The sequence below is a fragment of the Agromyces kandeliae genome (assembly GCF_009674665.1).
In the GTDB taxonomy this organism is placed as follows: domain Bacteria; phylum Actinomycetota; class Actinomycetes; order Actinomycetales; family Microbacteriaceae; genus Agromyces; species Agromyces kandeliae.
This window is the reverse complement of the sequence record NZ_WKJD01000016.1, coordinates 150,615-163,486: the sequence shown is the minus strand read 5'-3', so window position 1 is coordinate 163,486 and position 12,872 is coordinate 150,615. Positions and strand designations below refer to the sequence as shown.

General features: G+C 70.8%; 10 protein-coding genes. 7 read left to right on the top strand and 3 right to left on the bottom strand.

The genetic code is table 11. The features are described 5' to 3' along the window. The first annotated feature begins 58 nt into the window (after positions 1 to 58). The 3 genes from GJR97_RS10920 to GJR97_RS10910 are packed head-to-tail and all read left to right on the top strand — an operon-like array spanning position 59 to position 2,831. Positions 59 to 1,480, top strand: a complete 1,422-nt coding sequence (locus tag GJR97_RS10920; protein WP_154346502.1) for a ferredoxin reductase family protein — start codon at positions 59 to 61, stop codon at positions 1,478 to 1,480. Next, positions 1,477 to 2,025, top strand: coding sequence for an FMN-binding protein (locus tag GJR97_RS10915; RefSeq protein ID WP_324613406.1), 549 nt, complete (start codon positions 1,477 to 1,479; stop codon positions 2,023 to 2,025). Before GJR97_RS10920 ends, GJR97_RS10915 begins: the two co-directional genes overlap by 4 nt. Further along, on the top strand, positions 2,025 to 2,831 hold the full coding sequence (locus tag GJR97_RS10910; protein ID WP_229276221.1) for an FAD:protein FMN transferase: 807 nt from the start codon (positions 2,025 to 2,027) through the stop codon (positions 2,829 to 2,831). The genes GJR97_RS10915 and GJR97_RS10910 overlap by 1 nt, the downstream gene beginning before the upstream one ends. Before the next feature lie 182 nt (positions 2,832 to 3,013). Here the strand turns inward: GJR97_RS10910 and GJR97_RS10905 are convergent, their stop codons facing one another. Beyond that, positions 3,014 to 3,736 carry a VIT1/CCC1 transporter family protein gene (locus GJR97_RS10905; RefSeq protein WP_154346500.1) on the bottom strand — a complete coding sequence of 241 codons (723 nt, stop codon included), beginning with the start codon at positions 3,734 to 3,736 and terminating at the stop codon, positions 3,014 to 3,016. A gap of 262 nt (positions 3,737 to 3,998) precedes the next feature. Between GJR97_RS10905 and sucC the strand changes: the two genes are divergently transcribed. Both sucC and sucD read left to right on the top strand, forming a co-directional pair. Next, the gene (gene sucC, locus GJR97_RS10900) at positions 3,999 to 5,165 is read left to right on the top strand and encodes an ADP-forming succinate--CoA ligase subunit beta (protein ID WP_324613405.1); all 1,167 of its coding nucleotides are present in this window, start codon (positions 3,999 to 4,001) and stop codon (positions 5,163 to 5,165) included. Positions 5,166 to 5,189: 24 nt separating this feature from the next. After that, the gene (gene sucD / locus GJR97_RS10895; RefSeq protein WP_154346498.1) at positions 5,190 to 6,098 is read left to right on the top strand and encodes a succinate--CoA ligase subunit alpha; all 909 of its coding nucleotides are present in this window, start codon (positions 5,190 to 5,192) and stop codon (positions 6,096 to 6,098) included. 104 nt (positions 6,099 to 6,202) lie between these two features. Here sucD and GJR97_RS10890 read toward each other — a convergent pair whose 3' ends face one another. Continuing rightward, complete coding sequence (locus GJR97_RS10890; protein WP_154346497.1) at positions 6,203 to 7,579, bottom strand: prealbumin-like fold domain-containing protein; 1,377 nt, start codon at positions 7,577 to 7,579, stop codon at positions 6,203 to 6,205. A 295-nt stretch (positions 7,580 to 7,874) separates the two neighbouring features. Next, positions 7,875 to 10,559, bottom strand: coding sequence for a prealbumin-like fold domain-containing protein (locus GJR97_RS10885; RefSeq protein WP_154346496.1), 2,685 nt, complete (start codon positions 10,557 to 10,559; stop codon positions 7,875 to 7,877). Positions 10,560 to 10,800: 241 nt separating this feature from the next. Between GJR97_RS10885 and GJR97_RS10880 the strand changes: the two genes are divergently transcribed. Both GJR97_RS10880 and GJR97_RS10875 read left to right on the top strand, forming a co-directional pair. Next, on the top strand, positions 10,801 to 11,355 hold the full coding sequence (locus tag GJR97_RS10880; protein ID WP_195760675.1) for a hypothetical protein: 555 nt from the start codon (positions 10,801 to 10,803) through the stop codon (positions 11,353 to 11,355). 102 nt (positions 11,356 to 11,457) lie between these two features. Next, a complete protein-coding gene (locus GJR97_RS10875) occupies positions 11,458 to 12,855 on the top strand; it encodes a hypothetical protein (RefSeq protein ID WP_154346495.1) in 1,398 nt (465 codons plus the stop codon). Positions 12,856 to 12,872: the final 17 nt, after the last annotated feature.

The window sequence follows — 12,872 nt, the reverse complement described above, 5'->3', positions numbered from 1 at the left end:
CAGCAAGCGCATAGGCACCCCATCGGCGGTCGATAGACCCCGGGCGCACCATCGGGACATGGCATTCCTCGTCCACGACGCTCGACACCTCGAGCGACCCGCGCGCCCGTTCGGCGGCGGTTCCGAGCGTTCACGTGCCGGGCGGCGGCTCTGGCGCGTCGACCTCCTGCAGGCGGCGGCCGTGGCATCCGTCGCCGTCGCGATCGCACTGTTCCTCGCCGAGGGCGGCATCACGCGCTTCGCCGACCCGGGTTCGGCGCTGACCTCGCTCGGCATCATCGCCGGGCTCGCCGCGACCGACCTCGTGCTCGTCATGCTCCTGCTCGCCGCCCGCGTGCCCCTCATCGAGCGCGCCGTCGGGCACGACGCCGCGATGGCGCTCCACAACAGGCTCGGCAAGCCGGTCCTCTCCCTGCTCCTCGCCCACGGGGTGCTGCTCCTCGCGGGGTACGCGATCGCCGACGGGGTCGACCTCGTCGCCGAGGCCGTCGCGATCTGGAACCTCCCCGACCTGCCGCTCGCGATCCTCGGATTCGGGCTGTTCCTCGCGGTGGTGGTGAGCTCGCTCGTCGCCGTGCGCCGGAAGCTCCGGTACGAGGTGTGGCACGTCATCCACCTGCTCGTCTACGTCGCGGTCCTCGCCGCACTGCCGCACCAGTTCAGCGTCGGCGGCCTGTTCGCCGTGGGCACCTGGCAGTGGGCGTACTGGCTCGTGATCACGTTCGGCACGTTCGCGGCCGTCGTCGGCTATCGAGTCGTCGCGCCGGTCGTCGCTTCGCTCAGGCACGGCCTCGTGGTCGAGCGCATCGACCCCGTCGGCGACCAGCGCGACGGCGTCGTGTCGGTCACCATGCGGGGCCGGCGGCTCGCCGCGCTCCGCGCGACCGGCGGCCAGTTCTTCATCTGGCGCTTCCTCGCCGCCGGCCAGTGGTGGCAGGCGCACCCGTACTCGCTCTCCGCGGCGCCGCGCGGCGACCGGCTCCGGATCACCGTGCGGGCGCTCGGCGACGGGTCGGCGAGCCTCGCCGGCATCCGCCCGGGCACGCGCGTCGCGCTCGAGGGGCCGTACGGCATCTTCAGCGAGGCATCCCGCAGCCGGCGTCGACTGACGCTCGTCGCCGCAGGCATCGGCGTGACGCCGATCCGGTCGCTGCTCGAGTCGGCGACGTTCCGGCCGGGCGAGGCGACCGTGGTGCTCCGCACGCAGGGGCCCGCCGAGGGCTGGCTCCTCGACGAGGTCCGCGACCTGTGCCATCGGCGCGGCGCGACGCTGATCACGGTGCCCGGAGGCCGCGGCCGTGGCTGGCTGACGCCGTCGGCGGAGCGCCAGGGGCTCGACCTGCCCGCGCTCGTGCCCGCGGTCGCCGACAGCGACCTCTACGTCTGCGGCCCGCGCGGATGGGCCGAGGGCGTCATCTCCGAGGCCCGCGCCGCGGGCCTGACCGACGAGCAGATCCATCACGAGAGGTTCGACTGGTGAGAACACGTGCACTCCTCCTCGCGTCGGCGGCGTCCGCCGCGGCGATCATCGGCGGCTGGCAGCTCGGCACCGCGGCGACCGACAGCCTGACGACCGCGGGCGGATCGACGACGACCGACGGATCCGCGGCGACCGACGGATCGACCGGCTCGTCGGCGACCGGGTCCACCGGGGACTCGGGGACATCCGGCTCGGATGCCTCGGCCGGGTCGTCCGCGACGGATGCCGCGGCATCCTCCGGCGCGGCGACCTCGACCTCGGGCGCGACCGACGGAACCTACGCGGGAACGACCGTCTCGACCCGCTTCGGCGACGCGCAGGTGCAGGTCACGATCTCGGGTGGCGCGATCACCGACGTGACGGCGCTGCAACTGCCCGACCACGACGGACGCTCGGTCCAGATCAGCAACCGCGCCGCGAGCGTCCTGCAGTCCGAGGTGCTGCAGGCGCAGTCGTCGTCGGTGTCGATGGTGAGCGGTGCGACGTACACGAGTTCGGCGTATCTGCAGTCGTTGCAGGCCGCGCTCGACGCGGCGGGGTTCTGATGTCGCGGGCGACGTCGCGCACCGCCGGCGCCGTGCTGCCGCCGGGGGTGTTCGAGGCGATGGGCACGGTGGTCAGCGTGCGCACGGGGTCCTCCGGTGCGCACGCGGATGCCGCGGCGGCCGCCGCCGCGGCGGTGTTCGCCCGGTGGGAGGCGCGGTGCAGCCTGTTCGACGCCGGGTCGGAGCTCAGCCGGGTCGGCCGCGGCGAGCTCGCCCTCGTCGACGCGAGCGCCGACGTCCGCGACGCCTACGCGCTCGCGCTGCGCTGGCGTGACGCGACCGACGGTGCGTTCACGCCGCATCGCGGCGACGGGCTGATCGACCTGAACGGCGTCGTCAAGGCGCTCGCCGTCGAGGAGGCGGGGGAGGCCCTCGACCACGCCGGGTTCGCGGGCTGGTCGATCGGCGCAGGCGGCGACGTCCTCGTCTCGACGACCTCGCCCGGCCCGGACGGGCCAGGCCGCCCCGTCGGCATCGTCGACCCGACCGACCGGTCCACCCTGCTCGCGCGCATCGACCTCGAGCCGCCGCACCGCCGAGCCGTCGCGACCTCCGGCAGCGTCGAGCGGGGCGACCACATCTGGACCATGCCCGGCGCGGGGCCGTCGCCCTTCCTGCAGGTGAGCGTCGCCGCGGCCGACCTGGTCACCGCCGACGTGCTCGCGACCGCGATCGTCGCGGGCGGGCGCGCCTCGCTCGACGACCTCGCGGACCGGCACGACGTCGACGTGCTCGCGGTGGCCCGTGACGGCGCACTCCTCGCCACCCCCGGCTGGCCGCGGCGCGCGACTCCCGCCGGAGCGTGACTCGGTCCGCGAGGTCGGCGGGCGTCGCGCCCATGCCGCCCAGCGGTCGAGGAGCCTCGTCGTAGCCGGAGGCGTGGAGCTCCTGCTCGCCGTGCAGCCGCGCATGCGCGAAGTCGGCGGTGTCGCAGCCGGGATAGCGCCAGCCCGGGATGCCGACCCGGGCCTCGGCCACGGTCGGCCGCCTAGACCGCCCCGCCCAGCAGGGCGCCGATCGCCCAGGTCACCGCGAGCGCGAGCGCGCCGCCGACGACGACCCGCGTGATCGCGCGCATGCGCGGCGCACCGCCGATCCACGCTGCCAGCCAGCCGGTGATCGCGAGCGCGATGACGACCGCGACGAAGGTCGTCGCGATGCGCCACTCCGGGGGCGGGAGCAGGATGGCGAGCATCGGGAGCACCGCGCCGATGAGGAACGACGCCGCGGACGCCCAGGCGGCGTGCCACGGGTTCACGACGTCGACCTCGGAGATGTGCAGCTCGGCCTCCAAGTGCGCCGCGAGCGCGTCGTGCTCGGTCAGCTCGCGGGCGACGAGGTCGGCCGTCTCGGCCGTCAGCCCCTTGGCGCGGTAGATCTCCGCGAGCTCGGCGAGCTCCTGCTCCGGCATGGTGGCGAGCTCGTCCTTCTCCTTCGCGATGAGCGCATGCTCGGTGTCGCGCTGGCTGGAGACCGACACGTACTCGCCGAGTCCCATCGAGATCGCGCCGGCGATCACCGAGGCGACGCCGGCGATGAGGATGGCGGCGACATCCGTCGTCGCGGCGGCGACGCCGACCACGAGCGCGGCGACCGAGACGATGCCGTCGTTCGCGCCGAGCACCCCCGCGCGCAGCCAGTTGAGCTTCTCGTGGACCTTCCCGTCGTGGGGATCGGTGCGGTGCACCGGTTCGGCCGTGGCATCCGTCATGCGGGCAGTCTCGCAAAGCGGAGAGTCGCTCGCCAGCATGGTGAGGCTCACCTGAGCCGCCGTGGCGCGGCAGTCGACGACACGGAACGCCGCAAGCGACGGCCGGGGACCGCGCGTTCGGCGGCCCGTCGCCGACGGAGTAGCATGGTCGCGGCTCGACTTATCTCGACATCGAGGTATCTTGACGTCGAGACTCTCACAGCCGGGCCTCTCACCCACCCATCCCTGCGCGCCATCCGCGCGGAACGATAGGAAGCAGAGCGTGGATCTTTACGAGTACCAGGCCAGAGACCTCTTCGAGAAGTACGGAGTGCCGGTGCTCCCGGGCATCGTCGCCGACACCCCCGAAGACGTGCGCGCCGCAGCGGAGAAGCTCGGCGGCGTCGTCGTCGTCAAGGCCCAGGTGAAGACCGGCGGCCGCGGCAAGGCGGGCGGCGTCAAGGTCGCCAAGAACGCCGACGAGGCCGAGGAGGCCGCGAAGGCGATCCTCGGACTCGACATCAAGGGCCACGTCGTCAAGCGGGTCATGGTCGCCGGCGGTGCGCGCATCGCGCAGGAGTTCTACTTCTCGGTGCTCCTCGACCGCGCCAACCGCTCCTACCTCTCGCTCACGAGCGTCGAGGGCGGCATGGAGATCGAGCAGCTCGCCGTCGAGAAGCCCGAGGCCCTCGCCCGCATCGAGGTCGACCCCGGCACCGGCATCAGCCCCGAGAAGGCCCGCGAGATCGCGATCGCCGCGAACTTCCCGGCCGAACTGGTCGACAAGGTCGCCGACGTCTTCGTCAAGCTCTACGACGTCTACACGGGTGAGGACGCGACGCTCGTCGAGGTCAACCCGCTCATCCTGTCGGAGGACGGCGACGTCATCGCCCTCGACGGCAAGGTCACGCTCGACGAGAACGCGGAGTTCCGCCACGCGGGCCACGCCCTCCTCGAGGACAAAGCCGCGGCAGACCCGCTCGAGGCCAAGGCGAAGGAGCTCGACCTCAACTACGTCAAGCTCGACGGCGAGGTCGGCATCATCGGCAACGGCGCGGGCCTGGTCATGTCGACGCTCGACGTCGTCGCGTACGCCGGCGAGAACCACGGCGGCGTGAAGCCCGCGAACTTCCTCGACATCGGCGGGGGCGCCTCGGCCGAGGTCATGGCCAACGGCCTCTCGATCATCCTCGGCGACGAGCAGGTGAAGTCGGTGTTCGTGAACGTCTTCGGCGGCATCACCGCCTGCGACCAGGTCGCCAAGGGCATCGTCGGTGCGCTCGCCGAGCTCGGCCACGAGGCGAACAAGCCGCTCGTCGTTCGACTCGACGGCAACAACGTGGCCGAGGGCCGTCGCATCCTCGAGGAGGCGGCGCACCCGCTCGTCACCCTCGCCGACAACATGGACCAGGGCGCCGACAAGGCCGCCGAGCTGGCGAACGCCGCGTAAGCGCAGAAGGACAGGATCACTGCAATGACGATCTTCCTGAACAAGGACAACAAGGTCATCGTCCAGGGCATCACCGGCGGCGAGGGCTCGAAGCACACCGCGCGCATGCTCGCGGCGGGCACCCAGGTGGTCGGCGGCGTGAACGCCCGCAAGGCCGGCACCACCGTGCTGCACAAGGACAAGGACGGCAACGACGTCGAGCTGCCCGTCTTCGCGTCGGTCACCGAGGCGATCGAGGCCACCGGTGCCGACGTCTCCATCGCGTTCGTGCCGCCGGCCTTCACGAAGGACGCGGTCGTCGAGGCCATCGACGCCGAGATCCCGCTCCTCGTCATCATCACCGAGGGCGTGCCGGTGCAGGACTCGGCCGAGTTCTGGGCCTACGCCAAGGACCAGGGCGGCAAGACCCGCATCATCGGGCCGAACTGCCCCGGCATCATCAGCCCCGGCGAGTCGCTCGTCGGCATCACCCCGGCGAACATCACCGGCAAGGGCCCGATCGGCCTGGTGTCGAAGTCGGGCACCCTGACCTACCAGATGATGTACGAGCTGCGCGACCTCGGCTTCTCGACCGCCATCGGCATCGGCGGCGACCCGATCATCGGCACGACGCACATCGACGCGCTCGCCGCGTTCGAGGCCGACCCCGAGACCAAGGCCATCGTCATGATCGGCGAGATCGGCGGCGACGCCGAGGAGCGCGCTGCCGACTTCATCAAGGCGAACGTGACGAAGCCGGTCGTCGGCTACGTCGCCGGCTTCACCGCCCCCGAGGGCAAGACGATGGGCCACGCGGGCGCCATCGTCTCTGGCTCGGCCGGCACCGCGCAGGCGAAGAAGGAGGCCCTCGAGGCCGCCGGCGTGAAGGTCGGCAAGACGCCGTCCGAGACCGCCCGCCTGCTGCGCGAGGTCTACGAGGCGCTGAGCGCGTAACCGTGCGGATACCGCGGCCGGGCGCTCGACGCCCGGCCGCGTTCCACGGGAGGGGCCCCGCCGGCGATGCCGGCGGGGCCCTTCGCGTCAGTCGCCTCCTCGGCTCACGGGTCGATCACGATGGTGCAGACGACCGTCCGCGGCTCGAGGTCGTTGATCGTGATGCTCGGGTCGTCCATCATGTCGCCCAGCGACACGGTGTCGGAGCCGGCCACGTCGCACGAGATGCTCGAGAACGTGCCGCCGTCCACCTGGGAGTCGACGCTCACGGTGAGGTTCGTGAGCGGGACGTTGGTGAACGTGACGGTCGGGTCGTCGTTGCAGTCGGTGTCCTGGACGACGGTGGCGGTCTGCGGGTTCGAGCTCGTCACCGCGTAGCCGCTCGGCACCGTCTCGGTGACCTCGTAGTCGCCCGAGTCGATCGCGGCGATGCAGGCGCGTCCGTTGTCGTCGGTGGTCACGACCTGGCCGCCCGCCGGCAGCGAGCCGCCGGTCACGGTGAAGTCCACGCCGGCCTGCGGGTGGTCGCCGGGACCGTCGGCCGCGTGCTTCGTCGTCTTCTCGATCACGAGCGCACCGCAGTTGTTGATGCCGGTGGGCACGGGCGCGATGTAGTCCTTCATCGCGGCAGTGAACGAGTCGGACGACCGGCTCTTCAGGTACGCGCTGCCGAACGCCACGCAGTCGTCGCCGACGATCGCGGAGAAGTTCACCGTGGCCTCGCCGAAGGTGCGCGCCGAGATGTCGCCCAGGCCGTCGGCCTCGGCGGCCGGGATCGGGCTGGTGTTGATCGATCCGGTCGCGTCGCCGGCTGCGGTCAGGCTCTCACGGACGCCCCAGCACGGGGTGCTGTTCGCCGCCTCGCAGAGCGACTTGTTCCCGGACGCGACCCACGTCGAGAGGAACAGTTCCGGGTTGGTGCCGCCGTTGGCGAGGTCGTACTGGATGAGCAGGTCGCCCGCGGTCCGCTGCGGCGTCACGCCGTTGCCGGAGTCGACTTCGGACTGGTTGAACTCGAAGTCCATGTTCGTGGTGCCGGTCGGGTCCTGAACTCGGTGCCAGAACAGGTGCAGGAAGTCGTCGCCCGCCGTCTCCTCGAGGTAGAGCCCGAAGTTCTTCAGGTCGGACTTGTTCGGCGGGATACTGCCCGTGACCGGCGACGGTACTGCCGTGTCCTCCTTGGAGCCCTGGCCGAACGAGTCGTCGCCGGTGCCGGATTCGGCATCCGCCTTGATGACGTAGCTCACCGACGCCCAGTCGTCCCATCCGCCGTTGTCGACCTTCAGGTTGGCGTCGGAGTCGATCTCGAAGTTGCTCCCGTCGAGGCTGATGATGCCCGCGGGGTTGACCGCCTGGGCGGGCCCGCCGATCATCACGGCGCCGACGAGGGCGAGGAAGCCGGCCCCTGCGGCGCCGCGCAGACACCGCCGCCGGAACGCGGCACGTTCTTCGGGCGTTCGGATTCGGGTTGTGTGGGGCATGATCGCCTCCGGTGTCGCAGTTTCGTCCGGTCCGGGCGGGCCGGACGGTCCTCTGCGGGCGGTGGGCGGACTCGGGTGATCCGCAACGGCGCGTCCGGCGTGGTGGGTAGGTGCTTCACCGGGCGTGCATCGCGCCGTAGGGGTCTCTCACGCCATTCCGCACGTTACTCGCGAGCGCGCGTGCCCGGAACCAGAAATGAGGAATACTCACTACCCCAGATCGGGGGTCGTGGCGAGGGTCCCGCCGGCGCTGCCGACGGGACCCTCGGGATCAGGTTCGAGCTGCCTCCTCAGCTCACGGGTCGATCACGATGGTGCACACGACCGTCCTCGGTTCGAGGTTGTTGATCGTGATGCTCGGGTCGTCGATCGCGTCCGCGATCGAGACCGAGTCGGAGCCGGCCACGTCGCACTCGATGCTCGAGTACGTGCCGCCGGGCACCTGCGAGTCCACGCTCACGGTGATGTTCGTGAGCGGGATGTTGGTGAACTGCTTCACCGCGCCCGCGTTGGTGTCGGAGCAGTCGTCGGCCGACGCCTCAGCGACGTTCGCCGTCTGCGTTCCCGGAACCGCCATCACGTAACCGCCGGGGATGGACTCCTCGACCGTGTAGTTGCCGACCAGGCCGCTCACGACGAGGCCGGTGTAGCAGGCCACGCCGTTCGCGTCGGTCGTGACGACCACGCCCCCGGCCGGGAGTTCGCCACCGGTGATGGTGAAGTCCACGCCCTCATGCGGGTGGTTCGCGCCGAGGCCGTCGGCCGCGTGCTTGCGGTCCTTGACGATCTTGATCGAGCCGAGCTCGCGGTCGTCGTGGAACGTGCAGGTCACGGTCTCGCCCGGGCTCAGCCCGATCGAGCTCACGTCCGACCCGTCGTCGCACGTCGCGCTGACCAGGTTCCAGAAGTCCGGAATCGTCTCAGCGACGTCGTACGTGCCGGGGTCGAGGTTGCCGAAGGTCTGCGAGTCCTTGCCCGCATCACCGGGTCCGGTCGTCGTGAGCGTGAAGGCCGACGGGGTCAGGGTGCCCGACGTGAAGTCGAACGCGCCGTTGCTGGTGTCGGTGATCTTCTCGATCACGATGGAGCCGAAGGCCCGGTTGGTGTAGGTGCACTCGAGCACGTCATCGGCGTCGTCGATGGCGAACGTGACCTCTGCCCCTGCGATCGACGGCACGACGCCGACGCTCGCGGTGCAGTCGAGGTCGAGCAACTCCCAGCCGCTCGGCAGCGAGTCCTCGGTGACCGTCAGGCCCGTGCCGAACAGCACGTTGAGGTACGTCGCCGTCTCACCGTTCTTCAGCGAGAAGGACGGGTCGACCGTGCCGTCGAGCGTCGAGAACGACGACGAGTAGCCGAACGAGGCATCCGAGGGATCCGGATCCGGCTGCGTGACCTTGTGGATGATCACGGTGCCGCCGGTCTGGTTGCCGTAGGTGCAGTCGAGCACGTCGCTGGCATCGTCGATGTCGAACGTCACCGTCGCGCCGACGATGTTCGGCGTGACACCCGAACTCGCGGAGCAGTCCAGGCTCTCGAACGACCATCCGGGCGGCAGCGAGTCCTCGGTGATCGTGTACCCGGTTCCGAGCAGCACGTCATCGTAGGTCTGGCTCTCGCCGTTGCCGAGGCTGAAGGACGGGTTCGATGCACCGCTCAGCGTCTCCAGGACCGTCGAGTACCCGAAGCTCGCATTGCTCGGATCCGGATCCGGATCCGTCACCTTCCGCACGATCACGGTTCCACCGGTCTCGTTGTAGTAGGTGCAGTCGAGGACGTCGGAGTTCGCGTCCAGGTCGAACGTGATCGTGCCCGTCGAGACATCGATCAGCGGAGTCACGCCCTCGCTCGCGTCGCAGTTGATCGAGTCGAGCTTCCAGCCCGCGGGCAGTGCCGCGAGGTCCTCGGTCACGGTGAGGCCGTTGCCGATGAACACCTGGCTGTAGTCCTGCGACTCGCCGTTCTTCAGGCTGAACGACGGGTTCGTCTCGGTGGGCGTCTCGAAGTTGCCCGTGGTGTACGAGAACGACGAGTCGCTCGGGTCCGGACTCGGGTCCGTCACCTTGCGGATGATCACCTGCGCGCAGCTGTCGATGCCCGTGTCGAGGGGCGCGATGAAGTCCTTCATCGCGGCCGTGAACGAGTCGGACGAGCGGCTCTTCAGGTAAGCGCTGCCGAACGTCACGCAGCCGTCGCCCACGATGGCCGAGAAGTCGACCGAGGCCTCACCGAAGGTGCGAGCGGAGATGTCGCCGAGCCCGTCGGTGTCAGCTGCTGGGATCGCGGAGGTGTTGATCGAGCCGGTCGCATCACCCGCGGCCGACAGGTTCACGCGCGTGCCCCAGCACGGGGTGCTGTTGGCGGCCTCGCACTGCGACTTCGGTCCGCTGGCGACCCACCGGGAAAGGAAGAGCTCGGGGTTGGTGCCGCCGTTGGCGAGGTCGTACTGGATGAGCAGGTCGCCGTCGGTGCGGACCGGGGTGACGCCGTTGGCCGAGATCACGTCGGACTGGTTGAACTCGAAGTCCATGTTCGTCGTGCCGGTCGGGTCCTGGACGCGGTGCCAGAACATGTGCAGGAAGTCCCCGCCGGGCGTCTCCTCCAGGTACGTGCCGAACGTCTTCAAGTCGGACTTGTTCGGCGGGATGCTGCCGGTGACCGGCGAGGGCACCTCGGTGTCCTCCTTGGACCCCTGGCCGAACGAGTCGTCGCCGGTGCCGCTCTCGGCGTCGGCCTGGCGGGCCTCGACCACGTTGTCCCAGTCGAGGCCGGGCACGTCGTCGACCACCAGGTTCGCATCGGTGTCGATCTCGAACTCGCTGCCAACCAGGCTCACCTCGGGGTGCGCCGCCTGCGCGGGTCCAGCGATGAGGGCCGTGCTCGTCAGGGCGACGAAGCCGACGCCCGCGGCGATTCGAAGACATCGCCGCCGGAACGTGATCCGCTCCTCGGGCGTTCGGATTCGGGTTGTGTGGGGCATCATCGCCTCCGGTGTCGCAGGCTTCATCCGGTCCGGGCGGGCCGGACGTCTCCGCTGCGGGCGGTGGGCGGACTCGGGCGTCCGTCTTCGGCGCGTCCGGCAAGGTGGGTAGGTGCTTCGCCGGGCGTGCATCGCGCCGTAGGGGTCTCTCACGCCATTCCGCACGTTACTCCGATCGATGAGGAAATCTCAGGTCCCCACTTGGGGGGTAACTTCGCCGACCGCGTGCGACGATGTCGGGATGAGCGAGACGTCCCGATCGGCGGACTCCGAGGCCTCCGGGCCCCGGGCCGCCACGAAGGCCACCCCGGCCCACATCCTCCGCACGAGCTTCGTCACCGAGGAGTCGGTCTACGGCGTCATCCTCGTGTCGGGCATGATCGTCGTCGCGGGCGGGCACGGTGAGACCTCGTGGCAGGTGTTCTGGACCGTCGTCGTCACGGTCCTCGTCTTCTGGGCCGCCCACGTCTACGCCGGGACCGTCGCCCACCACGGATTCGACGACCACCGGATGGTCGGCCTCGGGGAGGCGTTCCGCGGAGCACTCCGCCGATCGTTCGGCATGCTCGTCGCCGCACTCATCCCGTCGTCGATCCTCCTGCTCGGCGCGGCGCGCGTCGTCCCCGACCTCCTGGCCATCTGGACCGCGCTCTGGGTCGGCGTGCTCGTCCTCGCCGTCCTCGGTCTCATCGCGTTCCGGCGGCGCGGGGCGAGCCCCGTGATGCAGGTCGTGGGCGCGCTCGGCACGGCCGCGTTCGGCATCGCGATGATCCTGTTGAAGGCCGTCATCCACTGAGGCGGATGCCCCGGGGCAGCGTGTCACGGGACCATCGTCTTCCCCCGGACTCCGGCGGTCGATATCGTCGGCAGCGTGGCCGACCGGGGGAGTGGTGCCCAGATGACCGATTCGACGAGTCCCGATGACGACCTGCGCGCCAGGATCGCCGAACTCGAGGCCGAGAACGCGCGACTGCGCGCCGACGTCGCCGAGACCCGCGACCTGTCGGCCGACGTCGCCGCTGCGGCATCCGCCGGGCCCGAGCGTCCGAAGCGCCGCCGCGGACGGACCGTGGCCGCCGTCGTCCTCGTCGTGGTCGGCCTCCTGCTCGCGCCGATCGCCGTGATCACGGCCTGGGCGCGCGCCGAGCTCGTCGACACCGATCGGTTCGTCGCGACCTTCGGCCCGCTCGCCGAGGACCCCGCCGTGCAGGCGTTCCTCGCCGACGAGGTCACGCAGGCGATCGAGGAGCAGGTCGACATCCGGCAGCTCACCTCGGACGTCTTCGACGGCATCCGCGCCCTCGACCTGCCGCCCCGAGCCGAGGACGCGCTGTCGCTCCTCGAGGCGCCCGCGGCGCAGGGCCTCAGCTCGTTGCTGTCGTCGACGGTGGACCGCGTGATCCAGTCGGAGGCGTTCGCGAACGTCTGGGACGCTGCGCTCCGGGCGAGCCACACGCAGTTCACGGCGGCCCTCCAGGGCGACCCGGAGGCGATGCTCGAGATCGGGGGCGACGGCACGCTCTCGGTGCAGCTCGGTCCGATCATCGAAGCCGTGAAGGAGCGGCTCGGCGAGCAGGGGGTCGGCTTCGCCTCGGCCATCCCCGTCGTGGACCGCAGCGTGCAGGTCGCCCAGGCCGACTCGCTCGTGCTCGTGCAGACCATCTACACGCTCGCCGTGGCGGTGGGCACGTGGCTGCCGTTGGTCACGCTCCTCCTGCTCGCCGCCGGCGTCGTGGTCGCGAAGCGCCGGAGCGTCGCGCTCGCCTGGACCGCGGGCGGACTGGCGCTCGTCATGCTCATGACGCTCGCGGGGTTCGGCACCGGCAGGCTCTTCTTCGTCGGCACGGTGAGCCCGTCGATCATGCCGAAGGCCGCCGCCGAGTCGGTCTTCGGGGGACTGACCGAGCTCATGGTCTCGACGCTGACGGCGTTCACCGTGCTGGCGCTCGCCGTCGCGATCATCGCCTGGCTCTCGGGGCCGTGGGGGCCGGCGCGGCGCGTCCGCGGCTTCTCCGACGACGCGTTCGGCGCCGTGCGCGGCAGTGCCGAGGCGCACGGCATCACGACCGGGCGGTTCGGCGCCGGGCTGCACCGCTGGCGGGTCGTCGCCTACGCCGCGATCGCCGTGGTCGCCGCGTCGGTGCTGTGGCTCTCGAGGCCGCTGTCGTCGTCGACGGTCGTGTGGACGGTCGTGGTCGCCCTGCTCGCCGTGCTCGTGGTCGAACTCCTGCGCCGGCCCGAGCCCATCCCCGAGGTCGAGCCGCAACCGGAGCCGGAGCCGCTGGCGACCCCGTGACGTCGGCGTCGGCCTGA

Excerpts from the sequence above, each read along its gene's own strand:
- GJR97_RS10920 (WP_154346502.1), top strand. The coding sequence starts at position 59 with ATGGCATTCCTCGTCCACGACGCTCGACACCTCGAGCGACCCGCGCGC.
- GJR97_RS10910 (WP_229276221.1), top strand. The coding sequence starts at position 2,025 with ATGTCGCGGGCGACGTCGCGCACCGCCGGCGCCGTGCTGCCGCCGGGG.
- GJR97_RS10905 (WP_154346500.1), bottom strand. The coding sequence starts at position 3,736 with ATGACGGATGCCACGGCCGAACCGGTGCACCGCACCGATCCCCACGAC.
- sucD (WP_154346498.1), top strand. The coding sequence starts at position 5,190 with ATGACGATCTTCCTGAACAAGGACAACAAGGTCATCGTCCAGGGCATC.
- GJR97_RS10890 (WP_154346497.1), bottom strand. The coding sequence starts at position 7,579 with ATGCCCCACACAACCCGAATCCGAACGCCCGAAGAACGTGCCGCGTTC.
- GJR97_RS10885 (WP_154346496.1), bottom strand. The coding sequence starts at position 10,559 with ATGCCCCACACAACCCGAATCCGAACGCCCGAGGAGCGGATCACGTTC.
- GJR97_RS10880 (WP_195760675.1), top strand. The coding sequence starts at position 10,801 with ATGAGCGAGACGTCCCGATCGGCGGACTCCGAGGCCTCCGGGCCCCGG.
- GJR97_RS10875 (WP_154346495.1), top strand. The coding sequence starts at position 11,458 with ATGACCGATTCGACGAGTCCCGATGACGACCTGCGCGCCAGGATCGCC.